At 69.7% G+C, this 22,108-nt stretch carries 21 protein-coding genes and 4 pseudogenes; 16 read left to right on the top strand and 9 right to left on the bottom strand.

Annotated elements, in window-relative coordinates; all coding sequences use genetic code 11:
- Positions 1–6 precede the first annotated feature (6 nt).
- From ACFYZE_RS28725 to ACFYZE_RS28735, 3 genes are all read left to right on the top strand, one after another.
- Positions 7–1,623, top strand: a complete 1,617-nt coding sequence (locus tag ACFYZE_RS28725; protein WP_389000053.1) for a DEAD/DEAH box helicase — start codon at positions 7–9, stop codon at positions 1,621–1,623.
- Between the two features lie 548 nt (positions 1,624–2,171).
- Complete coding sequence (locus tag ACFYZE_RS28730; RefSeq protein ID WP_389000056.1) at positions 2,172–2,477, top strand: hypothetical protein; 306 nt, start codon at positions 2,172–2,174, stop codon at positions 2,475–2,477.
- A gap of 1,148 nt (positions 2,478–3,625) precedes the next feature.
- Entirely contained in the window at positions 3,626–4,273 is a 648-nt protein-coding gene (locus ACFYZE_RS28735; RefSeq protein WP_389000059.1) for a class I SAM-dependent methyltransferase, read from the top strand.
- A gap of 211 nt (positions 4,274–4,484) precedes the next feature.
- Here ACFYZE_RS28735 and ACFYZE_RS28740 read toward each other — a convergent pair whose 3' ends face one another.
- Positions 4,485–5,390 (bottom strand): tetratricopeptide repeat protein, encoded by a 906-nt coding sequence (locus tag ACFYZE_RS28740; RefSeq protein WP_389000062.1) that lies wholly within the window; start codon positions 5,388–5,390, stop codon positions 4,485–4,487.
- A 156-nt stretch (positions 5,391–5,546) separates the two neighbouring features.
- On the opposite strand from ACFYZE_RS28740, the pseudogene ACFYZE_RS28745 reads away from it, so the two are divergent.
- From ACFYZE_RS28745 to ACFYZE_RS28755, 3 genes and pseudogenes are all read left to right on the top strand, one after another.
- Positions 5,547–5,672 (top strand): annotated as a pseudogene (locus ACFYZE_RS28745) (IS5/IS1182 family transposase); the annotation flags it as partial.
- A 17-nt stretch (positions 5,673–5,689) separates the two neighbouring features.
- Positions 5,690–5,908, top strand: a complete 219-nt coding sequence (locus tag ACFYZE_RS28750; RefSeq protein ID WP_389000065.1) for an alpha/beta fold hydrolase — start codon at positions 5,690–5,692, stop codon at positions 5,906–5,908.
- 382 nt (positions 5,909–6,290) lie between these two features.
- Positions 6,291–6,641 carry a hypothetical protein gene (locus tag ACFYZE_RS28755; protein WP_389000068.1) on the top strand — a complete coding sequence of 117 codons (351 nt, stop codon included), beginning with the start codon at positions 6,291–6,293 and terminating at the stop codon, positions 6,639–6,641.
- 80 nt (positions 6,642–6,721) lie between these two features.
- Here the strand turns inward: ACFYZE_RS28755 and ACFYZE_RS28760 are convergent, their stop codons facing one another.
- Entirely contained in the window at positions 6,722–8,929 is a 2,208-nt protein-coding gene (locus ACFYZE_RS28760; protein ID WP_389000135.1) for a transglycosylase domain-containing protein, read from the bottom strand.
- Between the two features lie 234 nt (positions 8,930–9,163).
- Between ACFYZE_RS28760 and ACFYZE_RS28765 the strand changes: the two genes are divergently transcribed.
- Together ACFYZE_RS28765 and ACFYZE_RS28770 are read left to right on the top strand one after the other, a co-directional pair.
- Complete coding sequence (locus ACFYZE_RS28765; protein ID WP_389000071.1) at positions 9,164–11,002, top strand: CocE/NonD family hydrolase C-terminal non-catalytic domain-containing protein; 1,839 nt, start codon at positions 9,164–9,166, stop codon at positions 11,000–11,002.
- Positions 11,003–11,184: 182 nt separating this feature from the next.
- Entirely contained in the window at positions 11,185–11,685 is a 501-nt protein-coding gene (locus ACFYZE_RS28770; protein ID WP_389000138.1) for a sigma factor, read from the top strand.
- Here the strand turns inward: ACFYZE_RS28770 and ACFYZE_RS28775 are convergent.
- Positions 11,606–12,400: an SDR family NAD(P)-dependent oxidoreductase gene (locus tag ACFYZE_RS28775; RefSeq protein WP_389000141.1), complete on the bottom strand. Its 795-nt coding sequence runs from the start codon at positions 12,398–12,400 to the stop codon at positions 11,606–11,608. The two genes, ACFYZE_RS28770 and ACFYZE_RS28775, sit on opposite strands and share 80 nt — an antisense overlap.
- A gap of 64 nt (positions 12,401–12,464) precedes the next feature.
- A complete protein-coding gene (locus ACFYZE_RS28780; protein WP_389000144.1) occupies positions 12,465–12,887 on the bottom strand; it encodes a heme-binding protein in 423 nt (140 codons plus the stop codon).
- Positions 12,888–13,032: 145 nt separating this feature from the next.
- Between ACFYZE_RS28780 and ACFYZE_RS28785 the strand changes: the two genes are divergently transcribed.
- Positions 13,033–13,260 (top strand): SDR family NAD(P)-dependent oxidoreductase, encoded by a 228-nt coding sequence (locus tag ACFYZE_RS28785; RefSeq protein ID WP_389000074.1) that lies wholly within the window; start codon positions 13,033–13,035, stop codon positions 13,258–13,260.
- Positions 13,261–13,404: 144 nt separating this feature from the next.
- On the opposite strand, the pseudogene ACFYZE_RS28790 reads toward ACFYZE_RS28785, so the two are convergent.
- A pseudogene (locus ACFYZE_RS28790) lies at positions 13,405–13,545 on the bottom strand (transcriptional regulator); the annotation flags it as partial.
- Between the two features lie 141 nt (positions 13,546–13,686).
- On the opposite strand from ACFYZE_RS28790, the gene ACFYZE_RS28795 reads away from it, so the two are divergent.
- The 4 genes and pseudogenes from ACFYZE_RS28795 to ACFYZE_RS28810 all read left to right on the top strand — a co-directional run bounded on the left by ACFYZE_RS28795 (position 13,687) and on the right by ACFYZE_RS28810 (position 16,951).
- Positions 13,687–14,094: a RidA family protein gene (locus tag ACFYZE_RS28795; RefSeq protein ID WP_389000077.1), complete on the top strand. Its 408-nt coding sequence runs from the start codon at positions 13,687–13,689 to the stop codon at positions 14,092–14,094.
- Between the two features lie 201 nt (positions 14,095–14,295).
- A pseudogene (locus tag ACFYZE_RS28800) lies at positions 14,296–15,031 on the top strand (ATP-binding cassette domain-containing protein); the annotation flags it as partial.
- A 125-nt stretch (positions 15,032–15,156) separates the two neighbouring features.
- Positions 15,157–15,720 (top strand): CGNR zinc finger domain-containing protein, encoded by a 564-nt coding sequence (locus ACFYZE_RS28805; protein ID WP_389000080.1) that lies wholly within the window; start codon positions 15,157–15,159, stop codon positions 15,718–15,720.
- Positions 15,721–16,264: 544 nt separating this feature from the next.
- Positions 16,265–16,951, top strand: coding sequence for a lytic transglycosylase domain-containing protein (locus ACFYZE_RS28810; RefSeq protein WP_389000083.1), 687 nt, complete (start codon positions 16,265–16,267; stop codon positions 16,949–16,951).
- 146 nt (positions 16,952–17,097) lie between these two features.
- On the opposite strand, the gene ACFYZE_RS28815 is transcribed toward ACFYZE_RS28810, so the two are convergent.
- The 4 genes and pseudogenes from ACFYZE_RS28815 to ACFYZE_RS28830 all read right to left on the bottom strand — a co-directional run bounded on the left by ACFYZE_RS28815 (position 17,098) and on the right by ACFYZE_RS28830 (position 19,558).
- Positions 17,098–17,325, bottom strand: coding sequence for an alpha-L-fucosidase C-terminal domain-containing protein (locus ACFYZE_RS28815; RefSeq protein WP_389000086.1), 228 nt, complete (start codon positions 17,323–17,325; stop codon positions 17,098–17,100).
- Between the two features lie 62 nt (positions 17,326–17,387).
- Positions 17,388–18,122, bottom strand: coding sequence for a carbonic anhydrase (locus tag ACFYZE_RS28820; RefSeq protein ID WP_389000089.1), 735 nt, complete (start codon positions 18,120–18,122; stop codon positions 17,388–17,390).
- Between the two features lie 596 nt (positions 18,123–18,718).
- Positions 18,719–19,091, bottom strand: a pseudogene (locus tag ACFYZE_RS28825) (MFS transporter); the annotation flags it as partial.
- A gap of 77 nt (positions 19,092–19,168) precedes the next feature.
- On the bottom strand, positions 19,169–19,558 hold the full coding sequence (locus ACFYZE_RS28830) for a VOC family protein (RefSeq protein ID WP_389000092.1): 390 nt from the start codon (positions 19,556–19,558) through the stop codon (positions 19,169–19,171).
- A 90-nt stretch (positions 19,559–19,648) separates the two neighbouring features.
- Between ACFYZE_RS28830 and ACFYZE_RS28835 the strand changes: the two genes are divergently transcribed.
- The 3 genes from ACFYZE_RS28835 to ACFYZE_RS28845 all read left to right on the top strand — a co-directional run bounded on the left by ACFYZE_RS28835 (position 19,649) and on the right by ACFYZE_RS28845 (position 22,065).
- Positions 19,649–20,437 (top strand): TetR/AcrR family transcriptional regulator, encoded by a 789-nt coding sequence (locus ACFYZE_RS28835; protein WP_389000095.1) that lies wholly within the window; start codon positions 19,649–19,651, stop codon positions 20,435–20,437.
- A gap of 141 nt (positions 20,438–20,578) precedes the next feature.
- Positions 20,579–21,052, top strand: coding sequence for a carboxymuconolactone decarboxylase family protein (locus ACFYZE_RS28840; protein ID WP_389000098.1), 474 nt, complete (start codon positions 20,579–20,581; stop codon positions 21,050–21,052).
- An 89-nt stretch (positions 21,053–21,141) separates the two neighbouring features.
- Entirely contained in the window at positions 21,142–22,065 is a 924-nt protein-coding gene (locus ACFYZE_RS28845) for an RNA polymerase sigma-70 factor (protein ID WP_389000100.1), read from the top strand.
- Positions 22,066–22,108: the final 43 nt, after the last annotated feature.

Here is a 22,108-nt window from a genome sequence, read left to right on the forward strand (position 1 = left end):
AACTGCATGCCCCGTAGGCCCCAGAAGCCGAACCGGCGTACCTCCTCACCCCCGCCGTCCGCGTCCTCGTCGAGCGAATTCCGGCTGCCGGAAAGCACGACACCCGCACTTCCCGCCGTCGAGGACTTCGCCGGTCTGGACATGCCCGCGGGGCTGCTGAAGACCCTCACCGCACAAGGGGTGACCACCCCCTTCCCCATCCAGGCCGCCACGCTGCCCAACTCACTGGCCGGCCGTGACCTGCTGGGACGGGGACGCACCGGATCGGGCAAGACCCTCGCGTTCGGGCTGGCGCTCCTGGCCCGCACGGCCGGACTGCGCGCGGAGCCCAGAGCGCCCCTCGCCCTCGTCCTGGTGCCCACCCGTGAACTCGCCCAGCAGGTGACGGACGCGCTGACCCCCTACGCGACGGCGGTGAACCTCCGGCTGGCCACCGTGGTCGGAGGACTGTCCATCACCAAGCAGGCCGCTGCGCTCCGGCGCGGTGCCGAGGTGCTCGTGGCGACCCCCGGCAGGCTCAACGACCTCGTGGAACGCGGGGACTGCGTGCTCGACCACGTACGCATCACGGTGCTGGACGAAGCCGACCAGATGACCGACATGGGCTTCCTGCCGCAGATCACGAAGCTGATCCAGCAGGTACGGCCCGACGGACAGCGCATGCTCTTCTCGGCCACCCTGGACCGCAACATCGACCGCCTGGTGCAGCGGTTCCTGACCGACCCCGTGGTGCATTCCGTGGACCCGTCCGCAGGAGCGGTCACCACGATGGAGCACCACGTGCTCCACGTCCTGGACGAGACCGACAAGAAGGCCGTCACCACGCGCATCGCGGCCCGTGACGGCCGGGTCATCCTCTTCCTCGACACCAAGAGGTCCGCCGACCGGCTCGCCAAGCGGCTCCTGGCCGTCGGTGTCCGCGCGGCGGCACTGCACGGAGGCCGCTCCCAGCCGCAGCGCAATCGCACCCTGGAGCAGTTCAAGAGCGGCCAGGTCACCGCGCTGGTGGCGACGAACGTCGCGGCCCGGGGCATACACATCGACGACCTGGACCTCGTCGTCAACGTCGATCCGCCGACCGACCACAAGGACTACCTCCACCGGGGCGGCCGCACGGCCCGCGCCGGCGGCTCCGGCAGCGTGGTCACGCTGGTCCTGCCCGACCAGAAACGGGACGTCACCCGGCTCATGTCGGACGCGGGCATCCGCCCCCGGACAGCCCGCATCACGTCGAGCGACGCGGAACTGGCCACCATCACCGGCGCCCGCGAGCCTTCCGGCGTGCCCGTGACCATCGAGGTGCCCCAGCCGGCGACACCGACGGCGTCTCGTCCGGACCGCAAGACCGGCACCAGGTCCGGCAGGCCATCGCGCCGCCGCCAACCCGGGAACGGCGGCGGCGCCCAAGCGGCGACAGGCGCTGCGACCAGGACGGGGAGCCGGGACGCCGACCACCGGGCCACGGCCGAGAGGAGAGCGTCCGGTGGCACCCCCGCAACCGGCGGGCGCGGTTCTGCCCGCCGGGCACAACCCGGCGCCGCCACGGGCGGTACCTCCGGAGCGGGCGGCCGCAACTCCGACCGCCAGTCCGCTTCGCGCAAAGGCCGGCTGCATCCTCGGTGAGGAAGGCGGCGGCCCGGTGGCGCGCCTGGGACGGCACCCGACACCGTTTGCCGACGCTGTCGAGGAAGGCGCGTCAGTGGTGGTGGCCGTGCCGGCCGAGGGTCTCCACGGGGGTCGCGCCGGGGCGGGTCCACTGCGGCACGGGGCGGCTGGTCGGGCCCCAAGTGGCGTTGCCCTCCGCGTCCGAGCGCCATGACCAGCACGGCCTGCGCCCCTCGAAGCGATCTCCCACGGCAGTCGGCTCGGCAGCTGCGCGCGCAGGTAACGGCGCAGCTTGTCGACGGCGACAGGGTGGTCGACCTTGGTCGGCGGGCGTGTTCAGTCTGCGGTCCCGAACCCACCAGGCACCGACCTGTGGACGCGTGGGCTGGTGGCTGCCGGAGGAGATTTCCCCTGCCGCGGTGTGTGCGGAACGCGAGTGGGTAGGCACACCGACCTGATGCTTCTGCTCACAAGGCGACATGTTTCCCGCAGCTCGAGTGGCTCGAGCCTCACGAGCAGGTTCGCTCGCAGCCACTGATCGATGGGCCGCGCAAGGAGGAAAGATCATGAAGAAGCTGATGCGTCGTATCGCGACCACGGGCGTTTCTGCCGCACTCGCCGGAGGCGCTGTGTTCGCCACCGGTGGCTCGGCGATGGCGGCTTCTCCTCGGACACCGGGACATCTTCCTGGCCGTACCACCGCGGTCGCCACCGGCCACAGCTGCTCCCATCACCGCACTGCCCACCAGCACATGGATCCCTGGGTCGCGGGCCAGCTCGCGATGGTCGAACCCGCGGCCGCCAAGCGCGTGGCGGTGTACGACCCCTGGGTCGAGGACCAGCTCGCGCAGTTCTACCCCGCTACCCGATAGGACCGGCTGGTTCGGCATCCCAGGGCCGAACGAGTGTGACAGCCTGCGCGATCGAGGCCGCATGCCGGGATCGTCCCACGGAGCCCTCTCGATCGGCGTCGATCCGCGAGCCTGCGCTCACTGGATCGTCCGGGCATCGCGGGTAGGCGGCTCGGCAGGCAGGGCCGTCTGGCAGGCGGCCAGCTTCGCAGGGCCATGTCGGCCACCGGCTGCAGGTCGTCATGACCCTGCGATCCCGCACCTCGCCCATGTCCGGAACTGTGGTGGAACCCCGACCGCCGTTGTCGGTCACCGTGGTCCCGGCCCACGAACTCCCCCTGCTCCGCCCCGAACCGAGGCCGGCCTGCTCACTTCTGCCCTACCGGGGGTCGGCGGTGTCATCGAGGTACCACTCGCAGGGACTCGGGCGTGCGCCGACGGCGGACCGGGGCGCGTAATGCTCGTTGTACAGCGTCGCGACGAGCTCGCCCCGGCTGTTGACCCCTGTCCTCGCGTAGATGGCTTTGAGGCGGTCCTGGACGGTGAAGGGCAGATGGACAACCGCGTGGCCATCTGGCGAGTGCTTCGGCCCTGGGCGATGAGTTCGGTGATCTCACGCTCGCGGGGCGTCAGCCCGTACGCCTGAGTCATCACCTCGCTGATCACGTCTGGGCGAGCACCCTCGACGATGACGGCGATCTGCTCCCCCACGGCCGAGCCGTGCAGCATCACCCACCGGCGGTCACGACTGGGCACGGCGGCTCGGGCCAGGCCGTCGCCGGTGCGGACGGCGGCGGCCCCGGCTCGGACCGCACTGGGCAGCCGATCCCGGTCATCCAGGGAGTTCCGCCATAGAGGGGCGTCGTCGGTCATTGGTGACGGTCTCCCCGCTCGGCTGCACCAGCAGGAGACCAGGGGGCCCACGAGCCCCTGCTGAGCCGCTTCGGCGTCTGCGACGAAGTCCGTGTCATGTTGCCGGGATGCGCGCCGAGCGGTCCATGCGGCCGAGCATGCCCTACCGGCCGTGGTGGGCGGCACCCCCTTGATCGGGGGATGGCGCCGGCTGGGCGGCACGAGAAGCTCACTGGCGACAGCGCCGGGCGAACAGGTGGGAGGGAGGATCGTGATTCCCCCGGCTCGCGTCAGCACCGGGAACTACTGTCGCGAGCATGGTCGAACATGATGCCCTCAGTGCCACGCGCGAGGCCTACGACGCCGCTGCCTCCACGTATGCGCAGCTGTTCCGCGACTCGCTGAGTGACAGGCCCCTCGACCGCGCGATCTTGAGTGTCTTCGCCGAGGTCGTAAGCGCGAGTGGAGACGGTCAGGTCGCGGACTTGGGGTGCGGGCCCGGCCATGTCACCGCGTATCTGGACGAACTAGGGCTGACGGTGTTCGGCGTCGACGCCTCTCCTGCAATGATCGAATTGGCTCGACAGGCCTATCCGGGTCTGCGGTTCGACGTGGGCTCGATGGCCGCGTTGAACACCGCTGACGGCATGCTGGCGGGGGTACTGTCACGTTGGTCCATCATCCATACTCCGCCTCCGGAACTCCCCCTCATCCTGGCCGAGTTCCACCGTGTGCTGGCACCTGGTGGCCACCTTCTGGTCGGCTTTTCGGCAAGCGAAGATCCGTCTCACCCGACACAGGTCTTCGACCACGCAGTCGCGCCGGCCTATCGGTGGTGGCCTGATCACCTCGCCGCGCTGCTGAGCGAGGCCGGGTTGGCCGAGGTGGCCCGGATGGTTCGCGAGCCTCAGCCCACCGACCAACGGCAGTTCCAGGAGGTTCACCTACTCGCCCGCAAAGCCTAAGGCTTGTCCCCTAACTGATCTTCGACTGCAGCAGGTGGGTCCCCCTGCACTGGGGGAGCCATGCGGCCGAGAGTGGGTTGTGCAGGCGGGCGGCGCCAAGCACGGCGTGGATGCCGCCACCCTTGACGTGGCAGTCGCGCGGGAACTGAGGCCTGGGTCGCGATGCTGGGCACTTGCTGGCTGAAGCTGCTGCTCGCGGAGGAGCGGAGCCTCAGCTGTCCTGGATGCGCCGGGCCGCAGCCACGAGCTCGGCAGGCAGCGCGGGACCAGCACACGCGTGATCAATCAGCAGGTCCCGGTACGAGTCGTTCGGCAGATTCGGCGCCAGTTCGATGAGTTCGCTCAGATCGGCACGCGAGCCGGTCAGTCGTGCACGGTAGGCAGCCCCGGCCGCGCGAAGTGAGAGCTCAGCCGGCTCGTACCTCATCCCCTGACCGATCAGCCGGACCGCAGAGGTTAAGTCGCCCTGCTCAGCACGCACATCGGCCAGGTCGAGATAGAGCGACCAGTTGGCCGGTTCCAGGGCAAGAGCGCGCTCGAACGCCGCCACGGTCTGCTGAAGATCCCCCAGCTTGCGCCACGTGCCCGCTCGCACAACTTCCGTCAGCATGATCCGCTCAACGGAGTCCGCCTGGTCGCAGAGGGCAAACGACGCATCGGTGAGACCGCATGCCCGCAGCAAGATCGCCATCTTGGCCAACGCCTGCGGCAACGGCTGGCGGGCAGAGACCACGTCGATGGCTTCGAACCAGGGCCGAAATCGTTCCCGCATGCTTTCGGTGTCCAGATCATGGCCATAGTCCATCGTCCGCATTGCGGCCTCGGCCAGCGCGTCGGCACTCACCGCACCGAGAAATCGCTCATCGCTGAACCAGGGGGCTTTGGCCCAGGCGATGTCGGATCGCACACCCGTGACCGATCCGATCGCCAGCGCCGCGCCGTCCATGTCGTCCTCAAGGAAGCTGATGTACGACTGCGCCAGTACCGTCCGCAAGGAGTTTGTACCCTGAACGACCTCGGCCAGCTCCGACGGCTTGTCCCTCCACAACTCGGCAAGAACCGCGTAGGGCTCGGGGTTCTCAGGTGCGGAGGCGATGGCACCCGCCAGATAGTGCACGGCTGCTGATGTGCTGCCCCCGCAGTGCGCCATGACCCGCGCGAGTCCTACTCCAGCTGCTACCGCCCGATTCGACATCGTCCGAGGGTATCCCTGGTCCGGCCTTTGTCGGCCGTCCCCCCCATGGCTCGCTGGACACGATGCCATGATCTTGTTGTGGCAGGAGTGATTGCGGCGTCGGAACCGTCCTGGATAGCCCCATTCACCGGGCTGAGCCCGCGGCAGTTCCACAAGCTGATCACCGCGCTGCGGCGTGAGGGCGCGGACCCAGTCCGCAAGGGACCCGACGCGTGGAGCGCGTGAGCGTTCCCACAGCCGTCGCCCTGTTCCCCGCCGACCTGAGCCGACCGCCACGCAGCTGGGCCGAGCGCACCTACAACATCACGCGCTACACCCGCATGCCCCGCGGTGGGCACTTCGCCGCCCACGAAGAACCTGAACTGCTGGCCCACGACATCACCGAGTTCTTCCGCGGCCACCGTTCCCCTCTGCCGTCGCCCCCTCGATCCGACGCCTGAGCCCGACGGCCAACAGCGCTCATCACCCCGAGCCTCACCTGGCCGGGCTCAGCGCCCCGCGCATCGGGTCCGCGGCGGCAGGCGCCCCGGCCGAGCTGTGCGGGGGCCCATGAGGGCCGGCGGAGTCGGGAGTGCGGACAGCACGCTCGAGCAGGGGCCGGGCCGCTCCCGGCGCCAGGCTCAGCTGCACCTCAGTGGCCGGCGCGGATGAAATCCCGGGGCAGGCCCCGACTGGCACCGCTCCTCACGTCGGCTCCTGGACGGCGTGCACGATCTACTCCCCCGCAGCGGTCTCGGTCTTGGCCGCCCCGAAGCGCTCAGGACGAACATCCACGGCCCGGGTAAGCACACTTCTGACGGCTGTCCGGCGTACCGTGCCCGCATGGAGCAGCGAGAAATCATGCAGCGGGTCGTCGGCATCCTGACCGAGGCGCTGGAGATGCGACGCCAGGCCCGCGAGAACCGCGACGGTGACGTCACACAGAGCGAAACGGTCTCCGCGTTGCTCGAGGAGATGCTGCCGCGCATCGAGCTGCGCGCCGATGCGAGCGCCCACGAGGTGGCGAGTGCCGTGAGCGAGCAGCTGGGGCCGGCCATCGTGCAGATCGCATCAGCGTTCGCACTTGCCTTCGTCCAGCTCGCCGAGATCCACGACGGCGGGCGCGCCGACGTCTCTGCTGCGGACGTTCTGCAGTCGATCTCCCTGCACTTCGAGACCGAGGCAGGACAGTAGGACGGTCCCGGTGCACGATCGACTCCGTCAGCCGACGGCGGCAGCAGCCCTGTCGTCGCGTCGTCCAGCGCGCGCACCCGCTACCGGTGCTTCCCGCCGTTCGGACCGTGAAGCCGGGGAGGGCGAAGGCTCGCACGGGGGTCGGGTGTGTTGCCGCTGCTGCCGGGGGTGGTGGAGGCGCCCGGCTCGGGGGTCTGCGGCTTGTCGGCAGCGAGTTGGACGGTGGGCAGCGGGGGCGAGACGGTGCCGGCGAGAGCGCCGGTCATGGCGTCGCGCCAGATGGGACCAGGGGTGTCGGCGCCGAAGACCTCCTTGTGGAACACGCCGCCGATGGTGATGTTCGTCATGGGGACGTTGTGGGACGGGCCGCCGACCCAGACCGCGCCGGCCACGTTCGAGGTGTAGCCGACGAACCATGCCGCCCAACGATTGTCGGTCGTGCCGGTCTTGCCCGCGCTGTCGCGGTCCTTCAGGCCTGCCTGCCGGCCGGTACCGTCCTCGACCACGCCCTTGAGGAGCGTGTTGATGGTCGCGGCGGTCTTCGGGGACATCGCCTGGCTGCATGAGGTCTGCGGGACCGGCAGCGACTTGCCGCTCGCGTCGATGATCGATTCGATGGCCATCGGCGTGCAGTAGACGCCGTTGTCGGCGAAGGCGGCGTATGCGGAGGCCATGGTCAGCGGGCTCACCTGCTGTGTGCCCAGCGTGATGGAGGGGACCTGCTGAAGCGGGGCGCCGTTCGCCTGGTGCACGCCGAGCTTCTGCTCCATCTGGACCACTGGGCAGATACCGATGTTGCCGATGAGCTGGACGAAGTAGGTGTTGACCGACAGGGCCATCGCCTTGTTCATGTTCATCGGGCCGACTTCCGACCTGTCCTCGTTCGACAGCGGTGGGTCGGTGGGATTGCGTACCCACGGTGTGCCGCAGGTGCTCACCGGACTCGGATAGTCCATCGAATACGGAGCCGGCAGGACGGTGTTGGGGTCGGTACCGCCGTCGATCGCCGCCGCAGCGGTGATCGGTTTGAACGTCGAGCCCGACTGGAAGCCGGTCCCGCCGCCCATGTCGTGGTCGACGCTGAGGTTGATCTGTGTCTCGTCCGTGCCGAAGCCGTACGGGCGCGACTGGCCCATCGCGAGGATCTTGCCGGTGCCGGGCTGGACGAGGGTGACGGCGGTGGCGACGGGGTCGGTCTTGTAGACGTGCTGGGTGATGGCGGCCTGGACGGCGTCCTGGGCCTTCGGGTCCAGGGTGGTCTTGATGGTCAGGCCGCCGGTGTTCCAGCGCTGGGCTCGGGCTTCTGCGGTCTTGCCGAAGACGGGGCTGTTGAGGAAGACATCGCGGACGTAGTCGCAGAAGAAGGCGGCGCCGCGGACGGCGGTGATGCAGCCGTTCCTGGGGGCGGTGGGCTTCAGTCCGAGGGGCTGCCGCTCGGCGGCGCCGGCCTGCGCCTGGGTGACGTCGTGCACGGCGGCCATGCGCTGCAGAACCATGTCGCGGCGGGTGCGGGCGGCCTGGGGGTGCTGGACGGGGTCGTACAGCGTGGTCCCGTTGACGACGCCGGCCAGGAGAGCGGCCTGCGGCAGCGTGAGGTTCTTGGCATGTGTGCTGAAGTAGCGCTCGGAGGCCGCCTCGATGCCGAAGGACTGCTCCCCGAAGGGCACGATGTTGAGGTAGTTCTGCAGGATCTTTTTCTTACCGAGTTCCTTCTCGACCTGGATCGCGTACTTGAGTTCCTGGATCTTGCGGCCGAGGGTCGGCGAGGTGGCCTGGGCCACGGCGTTCGGGTCGTCACCCGCCTCTTCGACGAAGACGTTCTTGACGTACTGCTGGGTCAGCGTGGAGGCGCCCTGCTCAGCGCTGCCCGCCTGCGTGTCCCTGACGACCGCGCGGATCACGCCTTTGGGGTCGATGGGGCCGTGCTGCCAGAAACGGGCGTCCTCGATGGCGACGATGGCCTTCTGCATGACCGGGCTGATCTGGCTGAGCGGGACGACGGTGCGGTCTCGGGAGTACACGGTCGCGATGAGGTCGCCGTCGGCGTCCAGGATGTGTGAGGCCTGGCTCAGCGGCGGACGCTTGAGGTCGCCCGGCAGGTCGTCGAAACCGGTCGCGGCGCCCTTGGCAGACAGGCCGATCGCGCCGGTGGCCGGCAGTGCGATACCGGCCAGCACGATTCCGGACAGCGCACTGATGCCCAGAAACTTCAATGCCTGTACGGCCCTCGCTCCCGACGACCTGGCTGATGACCGCCGCCGCCTGGGCCGGGCCCCACTCGAACGCATGTAACCCATGCGGGGCAGCGTACGGCGCGAAGCTATGGCGCACTCCCGCAGCCTGCCCTGTGCGGCGAGGGCCCGGCGTGATCCGAACGAGAGGTCCCAGCCGTCGTGCCGTCGTTCATCGACGCAACGATGGGAAAGGCTTTGCACTCGCATGGTCCAGGGATGTGGCGCGCCGGGTTACTCGCCCGTACGATCCCTGGCTCATTAGGGAGGCATCCTGGTGGAGGAGTTGCTGTGGACCTCGGAAGGCGTCGGTTTCTCGCCGTACTGTCCGCCACGGCAGCCGTACTCGGTCTTGCGAGTCCGTCCGCCGAGCATGCCGCGGCGGCGACGGTCTGCCCACTCGGTCTCAGCGTCTCGGCTCAGGTGTCCCCGCCTGGCGGGAATCCCTACACCGTGTGCTCCGGCGTCGTGCCGAGCTTCGACGGCACACCACTGGACGTGGACGTCTCCCTCCCACAGGACGGCTCAGGACCCTTGCCGTTGATGGTCATGCTCAACGGCTGGGGGCATGACAAGACGGACTTCGAGTCCACCACCCCGGCGGGCAACGACGCGAACACCTACCACTGGAACAACGCCTGGTTCACGGGAAAGGGCTTCGCCGTCCTCAACTTCACATCGCGTGGCTTTCACCGCTCCTGCGGCAAGGACCCGGCGACCGGGTACACCTACGCCACCGACCCGGCGTGCGCGGACCGGGCCGGCTGGACCCACCTCGCCGACCGACGGTGGGAGGTGCACGACACCCAGTTCCTCGCGGGCCTGCTGGTCGACGCCGGGGTCGCCGCACCGGACGACGTCGTCACCACCGGTGACTCCTACGGTGGCGGCCAGAGCTGGCTGCTGGCACTGTCCCAGGACAAGGTGATGACGCCCGACGGCACGCTGGTGCCCTGGACGTCACCGAAGGGGGTGCCGCTCCATCTCGCCGCCGCGGTCCCGCAGTACGCCTGGACGGATCTCGCTCAGGCGCTCATCGACAACGGAAGAGGCTCCGACGGCCTGTCAGGGGCGCCCGGAGACGGGCCTCATGAGGATCCGGTCGGCGTCGCGAAGGAGAGCTATCTGGACGGTCTGTACGCGCTCGGCACTGAGTACGGCCAGTACGCCGCCGCCGACCCCACCGCGGACATACCGGGATGGTATGCGCGGATCACCACCGGAGAGCCGTACGGGAACGATCCGTTGATCAACCAGATCGTCCGGCAACTGGCGGACTACCGCTCGCCGTACGACATGCCCGTCCCGCCGGCCTCCGCCCGGATCCCCGTTCTCAGCGTCCAGGGCACCACCGACCCGCTGTTCCCCGCCGTCCATACGGCGCAGATGGTGAACAAGCTGCGGGCAGCGGCCCCCGGATATCCGGTGTGGACGTTCTACGGAGACCTCGGACACTCGTACGCCGGCAACCCCCACCAGGTCTGGGTGGCCGCCAACGACGAGGCCAACCACTGGCTCGACGCGGTGCTCGCCGGTTCTCAGCCGACCACCGCACGGACGACTCTCAGTACCACCGCCTGTGTGCCCGGGCAGACCAACGCCACGCTGACCGCCGACCGCTTCTCCCAACTGGCCAACGGGAGCTGGACCTTCACCGGCTCGACCGGCGCGGTGACCACAAGCTCCATCCCCGGCGGACCGGAGGCAGCCGCCGTCGACCCGATCGCCAACTCCGGCTGCCGCACCACCCCCGCGCTGTCCGACCAGGGCGTGGCGGGCTGGGTCTTCGACCCGCCCTCACCCGGCATCATCACCGGGTCGCCCGTCGTCCATGTGACTGCCACCCTGCAGGGTACCGACGCCGAACTCGCGGCGCGGCTGTTCGACATCGACCCGGTAAGCGGCACCCAGACGCTCATCACCCGGTCGGTGTACCGCGTCACCGGTTCCCCAGGAGACGTGCAGCCGCTCGCCTTCGAACTGTGGCCGGCCGGCTGGCAACTTGAGTCGGGACACCGGCTGAGGCTGGAACTCACCCAGAGCGACGCCCCCACCTGGCGGCCGGACAACGAGACCTCGAGTCTGACGTTGAGCGCTCCGGTGCTGACCGTACCGGTGCGGACGTCATAGCGTAAGGCATCTCCGACCAGGCCACGGGGACGCCTGGGTGATCAGCTCCGTTCCCCGCGGTCGTCGTGCGACCTACTGCTCTGTTCGGGCGTGGCAAGACGTGACGGCATCGCCCGTCGAAACCGTGAGTGGAGGGGGCAACGCGCGACCCGCGCGTCTTCGGCGATTTCTACGCCTGTACCGTGCGCCGGCTGACCAGCCAGATGTACGCGATGACAGGCAGCCTCACCGAGGCGGAGGACCTGGTGCAGGAGGCCTTCGCCCGGGCCTGGCAGAACCCCTTCCTCCGCCGCCTCTGCCATGCTCCGAGTCGAGGCGCATTGACCCCGCGGTGTCGGCCGCTGAAGGTGAAGGACATCGCCCGCCCCGCGTCTGCAGGAGAGGGCACTGCCGGATGCCAGGGGCGGCAAGCCAGGGACGGCCGGGGCGCAGCGGCTGCGCCCCGGCCGGCGGACAGTCAAGTGTTGGCCGCCGTGCGAACCGGCTGCACAGCGGAGGCGCCGGCCGACGAGAGGCGCTTGACCGCCTCCGTGCGCGTCCGCACTCCTCGGCCGGAGACGGCACCGGACGCCGTTTCCCTCCCCGCACCTCCGTCAGATTCGCTCACGGCAGGATGGAGTCGACGTATCCGCCGTCCACCCGAAGTGCGCCACCGGTGGTGGCCGAGGCCTGGTCGGAGCTGAGGTAGACCACCATGTTGGCAATCTCCTCGGGCTCGATCAGACGCTGCAGCAGCGACTGCGGTCGGTGCTCGCGCATGAAGACGCGCTGGGCTTCCTCCCAAGGCAGGTCGCGGTCGACGAGTTCGTAGACGAAGTCCTCGACGCCTCCGGTGTGGGTGGGACCGGCGATCACCGAGTTCACCGTGACGCCCGTGCCGGCGGCCTGTTTCGCGAAGCCCCGGCCCACCGCGAGCAGCGCGGTCTTCGACATGCCGTAATGGATCATCTCCGCGGGGATGACGATCGCCGAGTCACTGGCGATGTACTGGATGCGCCCCCACCCCCGCTCGGTCATGCCCGGGAGGTACAGGCGGGTCAGGCGTACGGCGGCCAGTACGTTCACCTCGAAGTAGCGGCGCCACTGTTCGTCGGTGATCTTCAGAGGATCCTCGGCGCCGAAGATGCCCAGGTTGTTCACGAGGATGTCCACCTGCGGCAGGACTTCGGCGGCTTGGCGAGCGCCGTCCTCGCTCGTCACATCCGCCGCGACCGGGACCAGCTCCGCCCCGGGCACCTCCTGTGCCAATCGGGCGATGCCGTCGTCCACGCGCTGCGGGGTACGGCCGTTGACGCCCACGCGGGCCCCGGCACGCGCCAGACCGGCGGCGATCGCCGCGCCGATGCCCTGTGTGGAGCCGGTGACCAGTGCCGTGCGGCCTTTCAGATCGATCTGCATCATCCCAGCCCTTTCCTGTGTGGTCCCGTACAGGTACCCGTACCGGCACCTCGAAGTGAGAGGTTCAGGCCTTCAGCGCCTGGACGGCCGCATCGGCGAAGGAGTGGTCCTGCTCCGGAGCTCCGCCGCCGACCCCGAGAGCTCCGATCAGCCGGCCGTCACGGTGGACGGGCACCCCGCCGGCGATGAACAGCAACGGGCGGTCCAGGGCGGTCGGCAGGGTGTGGAAGAGGCCGCCGGGCTGGACGGCGTCGACCAGGTCGGCCGTGGGGGCGTTCAGCTGCAGAGCGGTGTACGCCTTCCGCGTGCTGGTCTCACCTGCGATGAGAACGGCCCGGTCGTCCCGTCGGAAGGCGAGCATGTAGCCGCCTGCGTCGAGGACGGTGACGGCGACGGGGACACCGGCGGCTTCGGCGGCCGAGCGCGCCGTGTCGATCAGGAACTCGGCGTCGCCGACCGTGAGGGGAGTGACGGCGGTGGCGGGGATGGTCATGAGGAACGGTCTCCAGATGGTGCTTGACGGGGCCGACTGCCCGCAGGGCAGTCGAACGGATCGCGACAGGTGGCCGTCCCCGCACCGCATTCGGCAGCGGTGCGGGCCGGTCGCCCTTCGCGCTCCCCACATTAATTGCATGCGCGGGCTATTTCAAACGCCCGTTACGGGCCAACGCAATCACCTCGTACCCTCCCGACGGCACGCAGCAGACGCCCGCGCCCTCGACGTCCTGATCGACAACGCCGGGATCGTGGGCGCGCGCAAGCCGGTCGGCGAGGTAACGGCGGCCGACATGATGATCACGTACGACACGAACGTCTTCGGCGTCGTGCGCGTCACGCACGCCTTCCTGCCGCTGCTGTAAGCGAGTAACGCCCCGGTCGTCGTCAACGTCGGCAGCGGTCTGGGCTCGCTGGCGGCAATCTCCGACCCCAGCCGGGGGGAGTTCCACGTAACGGCGAAAGGTCAGCTCGGTCGTCTGGTGACGATCCGCGCGGGGAATCGGTCAGCGCGGGGTGCCCTCCCCCAGCGCTTCGGTGATCAACGCGCCCACTCGTCGGCAACGCCGGAGAAGGCCTCCCGCGCCAGGGAGTCGGCGCGCCTCAGGTCGGCATCCCCGGCCCGAACCGCTGAACTGCTTGGTCACCATGAGGTTCCCCGGTCACTGAAAAGTGCGTTCTCCCATGTCAACGCACACTCTCCTACGGTTTCCGAGTAACCGTCAGAGACCACAGGGGTCTGGTTTGACGAACCCGGGGCTCACAGGAGCCCGGGCAAGGAGGCGGACAGCATGGCCATCACCCTGAAGAACCCCGATGGACTGCCGAAAATCGATGTGTACCGGCAGTTGGCGATCGCCTCCGGCTCGAAGCTGGTCTTCATCGCCGGGCAGGTCGCCTGGGACGCGGAAGGGGTCACGGTCGGCGAGGGCGACCTCGCTGCGCAGGTCGAGCGGTGCTACCTCAACATCGCCACCGCGCTGGGCGAGGCCGGCGGTTCCTTCGACGACGTGGCCAAAATGACCTTCTACGTCGTCGACTGGAGTACCGAGAAGATGCCCACGCTCCTGGAGGGAATCTCGCGGGCGGCCGCAAAGCTCGGGGTCACTCCGGTGCCGCCGACCACGCTGATCGGCGTCGCGGCGCTGGACGTCCCCGAGCATCTGGTCGAGATCGAAGCCACCGCAGTCCTCGACTGAGCAAGTGCCACTGAGCGCCGAAGCGGCCGGCTACAGCCCTCAGCTCCTTGGCGGCTGCACGTGGCTCACCAGTGTGAACATGCCCAGGTCCACCCTGCCTGTCGCGGCGGCCAGGTGGGCTGGGCGCGCCTGCTGAACAAGACCGCCCCCGTGCACATGTGTTTCTTGGTCCGGATCGTTACGTATGAAACCGCGTGGGGAGCCCAGATCTCCCGCCGGATCCGCAACGCCACACGGCGGCTGCAGGAACTGGAGCGCGCCCAGGTCGCCGAGCCGCCGCGCCCGCTGCGGTTCGCGGCCGTGGACCTGGCCGCGCGGGTCGAGGAAAGACCGCAGCCGCTGGTGTCCCTGCACAACGTGCGGGTGCCCGCCGTCTCGCGCGGGGCGGCCTGGAGGTGTCGGCGACCGATCGGCTGCTGGTCCGGGCGGCAACGGCGCTGGCAAGTCGACGCCGCTCGCCGTGCTCGCCGGACATCTCGCGGCCGAGGGCGAGATGCGCAGACGGCGCCGGCTGGCGGTGGGGCTGCGCACCCAGGACCCCGTGTTCGGCCGGCCCGAGCGCACGGCGCGCGACACCTACGAGCAGTCGCTGGGTTCGGAGCGGGCCGCGAAGGTGCCGCTGGCCTCGCTCGGCCTGGTACGCGAAGCGGACTTGGGCAAACCGGTCGAGCAGCTGTCCGTGGGGCAGCGCCGGCGGCCGGCGCTGGCGCTGCTGGTGACCCGCCCGCCCCAGCTGCTGCTGCTCGACGAGCCGACCAACCACCTGTCCCCGGCGCTGTGCGACGAACTGGAGGCCGCGCTCGGCCGGCGTCCCGGCGCGATCGTCCCCGCCAGCCACGACCGCTGGCTGCGTCGGCGGTGGCAGGGCGCGAACTGCGGCTTCAGACGGAAGGCGGGCAGCGGGAGAGCGCGGCGGCGGCCGGCCCCCGGGGCCTGACCGGCGCCCGAGGCGCTCGGTGGCATACGATCACTTCCCCGTCTCACCCGGGTGACCGCATCGAAGGACCACGGTTCTCGTGACGGTGCTTGCACCCTATGAGCGTCACCTGTCAAAATGGTGATGTGAATCTCGACCATGTCTTCGTATGCGGGCACCCGGCGCTCGACTTCGCGGCCACCCTCCGCGCCCGGCGCTCGACCCGGTTCGAGATGTTCGTGACCCCGGAGCGGCTCAACGCCTGGTACCTGGAGTCGGGACTCGTGGACACGATCACGCCTGGCGAGGAGGACGACGTCCGGGAGGCGATCGCCGTGCGCGAAGCGATCTACCGGCTCGTCACCAACCGCCGGCTCGGCGAGGAGTTCGACCGCCAGGCACTCGCCGTGGTCAACGGCGCCGCGCGCAAGACCCCCGCCACTCCGCAGCTCACCCTCACGGGCCGGCACACCGAGGCGACCCCCGAGCAGGTCCTGGCCACCGTCGCCCGGCAGGCCGTCGAACTGCTCAGCGGCCCGGACGTCCCCCTGATGAAGGAGTGCGGCAACCCCGAGTGCACGCGCGTCTACATCGACCGGTCACGGGGCATGCGGCGGCAGTGGTGCGGCATGGAGTCCTGCGGCAACAAGTACAAGGCCGCCGCCTACCGCGCACGCAAGAAGACCGCGTCCGCCGTGACCACGCACTGACCCCTTGGCCGCTGCCATCGTGCGGTCGCGGCGCTCACAGGGATCAGCGCTTGCAGGGATCAGCGCCCGCAAACGCCGCCAGGGCCTCGCGGAAGCTGTGCATCACATGTCCCGCGCTCCCGCGGGCGGGCGGCGGATGCCGCCCGTGCGCCGGGCGAGGAGACGGCCGGGCGGCCGCCGGACCTGTACGAGGAGCCTGGGGGAACGAAGCCGAACCCGTCGCCGAGCGGTACCTGCTGCCGGAACTCGCCCGCTCGCTCGGTCACCACCCGGGGGCGAGACGTTCCGACGGCAGCTGACCTCGGCCCGGTCCGCCTCGGAGCGCCGCGGTCACCGGGGAGGACCGGAGCGGTCGTCCTCGCGCTCTTCCCCGATGTGGGGGCGACCCCTCCGCCCATTGCAGCCGACCGGACACGCCTGCGCCGGGTACCACGATTGCGCCCACCGCCCCGGCACGGCAGAGTGTCCAACTGCCGGAACCGGCAAGGGAGATACCTTCACACCGTCACGTCATGACGTCACAGACGTACCGGAAGGGAAGCGCGTGAGTGGGATATCGGTCCGGGGAGTCGCGGTGGCCTCGGCCACGGCGGTCACCGCTGTCGGAAGCGTTGTCGGAGTCGCCTCGGCCGACACCGAGCAGCCGAACGGCGCCGAAGCGGCGACGGCCGGCACCACGCTCCTCGAGGACATACCCGCCGGTCAGCAGGCGCAGGTGCAGTCCGCGTCGCTGACGCAGCAGGCCGACGCCCAGGCCGTCGCCGCGGACGCGAGCGCCAAGAAGGACGCCGAGGAGGCGGCCCGCAAGGTGGCCGCCCAGACCGCGGTCGCGAAGAAGGCGGCGGCCGAGAAGGCGGCCAAGCAGCGCGCCGAGGCGAAGGCCGCGGCCGGCAGCGCCGGCGCCGGCGGCTCCTCCAGCTTCCCGGTCCAGAGCAGCTACACGGTTGCGCAGATCCAGGCGATGGCGAGTCACATGGTCGCCGCGGACCAGTTCCAGTGCTTCAGCAACATCGTGGACCACGAGTCCGGCTGGAACTACCACGCGGTCAACGCCTCCTCCGGTGCCTACGGTCTCTTCCAGGCCCTGCCCGCCGGCAAGTACGCCTCGGCCGGCGCCGACTGGCAGACCAACCCGGCCACCCAGATCAAGTGGGGCCTCAACTACATGAACACCAGCTACGGCAGCCCCTGCAAGGCCTGGTCGTTCTGGCAGGCCAACCACTGGTACTGAGACCCTTCGGGCCCGGAACGGCGACCTGCGGTCACGCCCGCACATGTCCCGCTCGCGCGGGTCGACTTCCACACCGTCACCCTGATCACCCTGATCACCGAGGGCAGCGGGGAACACGCCGTCGACTACCGCTCGTTCGGGCAGGTTCAATCACGCCACTCCACCTTGAACACCCACACGTACCGGCCCGCCCTGCGAGCCGCCGCCGGTACGTCGACGACCAGGGCGCCGTTGCGGAGGGTCCAGTTGAGGGGCCGGTCCTGGCCGAGCATGGTCACTTCGTCGCCGCTGCGGACCGGCACGGGGGCCTCGACGGTGAGCGTGGCGCCGGGCTCGGCGAGCGAGTGGATGTAGAACGCCTCGCCCAGGCGCACGGGCTTGGGTGCTGGAGGCCGGTCACCGCCTGGCAATGCCCCTCCGTCTTCTCCGCGCCGGTTCAGGAAGGGGCGCCGGTCAGGACTTGTACCTTGCCGGTGTCGAGTGAGTAGTAGGCGCCGACGACCGCCAGGGAGCCCTTGCGCACCAGCGGGGCGAGGTCCTGGTTGGAGCGAAGGGCGGTGGCGGTCGACCTGACCTGGGCTCGCGCCATCGTCTCGACCGGGTCGGCACCGCCCTCCCTCACCGCCTGCTCGTACGCCGGACGCAGAGCTTTGACGATCGCCTGGAGGTTGCCGGGCAGAGGTTTGCCGTCACGCATGGACTGATATGCCGCTTTGACGGCACCGCAGCGTTGATGGCCGAGGACGACGATGAGCGGCGTGCCACTCGTCATGGGTCCGTACTCGGCAGAACCGGTGACCACGGGGTCGACCGCCTGCCCGCCCGTACGCATGACGTAGAGGTCACCCAGCCCGGTGTCGAAGAGAAGTTCAGGCGGCACTCGGGAGTCGATGCACGACAGGACCGCCCCGAAGGGCTCCTGTTCCTGAGCCACGAACTGACGCCGGTCCGGATCCCGGTCGGGATGCTGAAGGTTTCCGCTCACCCAGCGTCCGTTGCCGTCCATCAGCCTCGCGAACGCGGCGGCGGGCGTGGTCGGCCGCGCTCCGGGCGAAGCACTGCTCCCCGCCGTGCCGGCGCTCGTCGACGAACACCCCGCGAGCGCGACCGTGGCGCCCGCGAGTGAGCCGGTGAGCAGAGCTCTACGGTTCGGACGCCCTGCTGTGCCCATCGGTCGTTCCCCTCTGTGCCGCTGGAACCCGTGCCTGCCTGCAGACCAGGCCGATTGTTCAGCGTGGAGAGGGTGGACTGGCGCCAGGCACGCGCGGGCGCGGGCTGCTTTGCCCCTGACGGCCCACGGGTGAGACCGGCCATGCCCGGCTCCCGGTCACGGTCGATTTTCGGTGGCGAGGGGGGAGCAGAGGTCGGCAAGGCCCTCGGGTCAGCGTCAGCCAAGCCCGCTGCCGAATGCCCAACTGCCTCGCGCATTGCTGACGTCGGCAGACGCCCGCGTACGCGGCGGCTGCTGGTGTTGGGCGCCTCAGCGGCGCCCGATGAAGACACCAGGCACTTGGCCCCCGCGTGGCCCGCCGTCCCGGGACCGGCGGGCCGACGCTTCGAAAGGCGCCGTCGCGGGGTAACCGGAACATACGCCTCCGCTCGCCAAAACGGAAGACCCCTCGGGCGCTCGCTCGTACGTTCGACCAGGAGACGGCCGTGCCGCCGAGCGACTGTGACTCGCGGCGATGGTTGGCCACTCGCAGAGCTACTTGGCCAGCACGTCGACCGACCGGTGCGGGTCGGAGGCCACGCACGCAAGTGGCGGCGCGGTGCGGTGTAGCCGAGGCCCGCCGTGATCGCCAGGCCGCCGGCACAGGCGCCAAGGGCGTTGCCGATATTGGACGCGGACACGTTGGCGCCGGCGGCGAGTGCCGCGCCCTGCGCGAAGTCGGTCACGCGGGTGATCACGCCGGGCACGCCGGCGAACCAGGCGCTCACCGACGAGTGCGCCGAACGGTACGCCCAACACGTTCGCGACGGTCAGCCCGGCGAACACGGCGGCCACCGCACGGGACTTCTTCTCCGGCGCGACCAGACTGCGGGCGACCAGCGAACCGATACCGAAGAAGGAACCGTGGCACAACGCCGCGTCGATCCGCCCGAGCAGCATCACCGGATAGCTCGGCTCGACTGACCGCAGGCCTCGTGAAGGCGCCTGAACGAGCCGTCTCCACGAGGCGCGCCGCACATTCTGTGACAGTCAGTCACCCGGCCGTCTCAGTGGCCGGCGGTGGCGTTCCAGTCGACCAACTGGACGATCACGCCGTTGGGGTCCCGTACCTGAAAAGCGCGCTCGCCCCACTCTTCCTCGGTCAGCGGCATGGTGACCGTGACGCCTTCGGCGTGCAGGCGCGCCAGCTCACCCTCGAGGTCGTCGACGACGAAGGCGAGGATGAGTCCGGCGGCGTGCTCGTCGCGCTGGTCCGCCGGGAGGGTCTGAAGCCCCCGCCGCAGGAAGACGACGTTCATGCCGACGTCGTCGCGCGTCAGGGACGCGAACCCGTCGGCGGCCATCTCCTCACGGAACCCGAAGTGCGTGCGGAGGAAGGCGCTGGAGGCCTGGACATCGTCGACGTTGAGTGACACGGCACTGGAAGTGACCTTCACGGGGGCTCCTCGATGACGGTTCTCTGCACGATTCTCTGTACGACGTACAATGTACATTGTACAGAGATCGGGTGCGCGAAGATTGGACTCGTGCCTACCGACCGAACCAGCGCCGGCGACCCGGCCCGTACCCTGCAACTGCTGTGGCGTGAGGCCGCCCCCGACCGCGGCCGCGGGCCGCGGCGCGGGCTGAGCATCGACGCGGTGGTCGAGGCGGCCACCGCCATCGCCGACGCCGAAGGCCTGGACGCGGTGACCATGCGCCGCGTCGCCCAGGAACTCGGCGTGGTGCCGATGACGCTCTACACCTACGTCCCCGGCAAGGCCGAGCTGCTCGACCTCATGCTCGACGCCGCCTACGCCCGCATGCCCCGCACGGACACAGCAGGACAGCCCTGGCGCCGACGCGTCACCGCCATCGCCGACGAGAACAAGGCACTCTTCGAACGCCACCCCTGGGCCGCGGCCGTCTCCACCTCCAGGCCCCCGCTGGGACCGGGGTTGATGCGGAAGTACGAGCACGAGCTGTCCGCATTCGAAGGCCTCGGTCTGAGCGACATCCACATGGACGACTGCCTCACCTACCTGCTCACCTTCGTCCAGGCATGCGCCCGCGCCGCCGCCGACTCCCGGGCCGCCCAGCACGACAGTGCCATGAACGACGAGCAGTGGTGGCAGGTCAACGCCCCGCTCCTGGCCCGGGTCCTCGACCCGGACACCTACCCCACCGCCGTCCGCGTCGGCACGGCGGCAGGCACAGCACACGGCACCGCCTACGACCCCGACCACGCCTACGCCTTCGGGCTGCGACGCACCCTCGACGCCTTCGCCGCCCTCATCGACCAGAGCCGCGACGCGAACGCACCCACCTCCACGTAGAGGCGTCAAGCCGGTGCCGGGTCAGTGCGCCACGCCCTGGAGGGGCGGCGGGGAGACGCACGTCACATCCGTCCATGTCACAGGGAGTCCGGCCACCCCGTCTCAGGGGTGTAGCCACCGACGACCACGGAGGAGCACAGCATGGACGCGCGACTGAACTACTTCGCCGACCCCACCGCCGGCAAGGCCCTCAAGCACCTCATGACGGCAGGCAGGACGATCAAGGACTCGCCACTGCCGGCCGCGACGCAGGAGCTCGTGGCACTGCGCGTGAGCCAGATCAACGGCTGCGCCGTCTGCATCGACATGCACACCAAGGAGGCCGCCGCTGCCGGCGAGACCTCGGTGCGGCTGAACCTGGTGGCGGCCTGGCGGGAGGCCACGGTGTTCACCGAGGCCGAGCGTGCCGCGCTGCAGCTGGCGGAGCAGGGCACCCGGATCGCGGATGCGGCCGGCGGGGTCACCGACGAGGTGTGGGCGTGCGCCGCCGAGCACTACGACGAGGAGCAGCTGACCGCCCTGGTGATCCTGGTCTCCTTCATGAACATGGTGAACCGGCTGAACGTCATCACACGGCAGCCCGCCGGCGACTACGAACCCGGACAGTTCCACTGAGCGCCACGGGCACGGACAAGAGCACAGAAGAAGCCGCCTGCGCCGGCCAGTGCGGCCAGGTGGGCGAGGATGACGGGGAGGGAGTCGGCGTGGGCAAGGCCGAGGACTTCGAGGAGCTGCGGCCGCTGCTGTTCTCGATCGCCTACCGGATTCTGGGCAGCGTGAGCGAGGCCGAGGATGCGGTGCAGGAGACGTGGCTGCGCTTTGACGCCTCAGCGACCCGGCCCACGTCGACCAAGGCTTTTCTGTCGGCCGCGGTGACACGGATCTCGATCGATGTGCTGCGTTCCGCGCGGGTGCGGCGCGAGGAGTACGTCGGACCGTGGTTTCCGGAGCCGCTGTTGAGCGATCCCTATCAGGACCCGGCGCGATCGGTCGAACTGGCCGACTCGGTGTCCATGGCGGCACTGCTGTTGCTGGAGCGGCTCAGCCCGCTGGAGCGGGCCGTCTTCTTGCTGCGCGAGGTCTTCGCTTTCGGGTTCGACGACATCGCCGCGGCGGTGGGGCGTTCGGAGGCGGCCTGCCGGCAGCTCCTGGTGCGGGCACGGCGGCACATGGAGGCCGGGCGGCCGAGGTTCGCGGCGGACCGTCAGGAGCGGCAGGAGCTGGCGACGCGGTTCTTCGACGCCCTGAAGAACGGCGATGTGGGCCGGCTGCGGAATCTGCTGGCCGCCGACGTGCAGTTGGCGGGGGACGGCGGCGGCAAGGCCCCGCAATTGGCCAAGGCCGTCATCGGCGCGGAGAACGTGGCCCGGGTGCTGGGCAGCGTCTTCCCCTTGCTGATCCGGATCGATGTGACCTTCGAGCCCCACGAGATCAACGGCCAGCCCGGCGCGATCTTCCGCGACCGCGACGGCAGGATCCTGCACACCTTGGTCCTCGAGGTGCTCGACGGGCGGATTCAGGCCATCCGCGTGGTGATCAATCCCGACAAGCTCGGCCACCTCGGGCCGGTCGCCGACGCCTGGGCCATCGACCGGGAGGTGAAGCAGGCCCGTAGGCAGTCCGACTGACCCCGACGGGGGTGCGCCGCTCGGGCGCCGGCAGGGCGTGCGT

This window comes from Streptomyces sp. NPDC001796, assembly GCF_042892355.1.
Classification (GTDB): Bacteria; Actinomycetota; Actinomycetes; order Streptomycetales; family Streptomycetaceae; genus Streptomyces.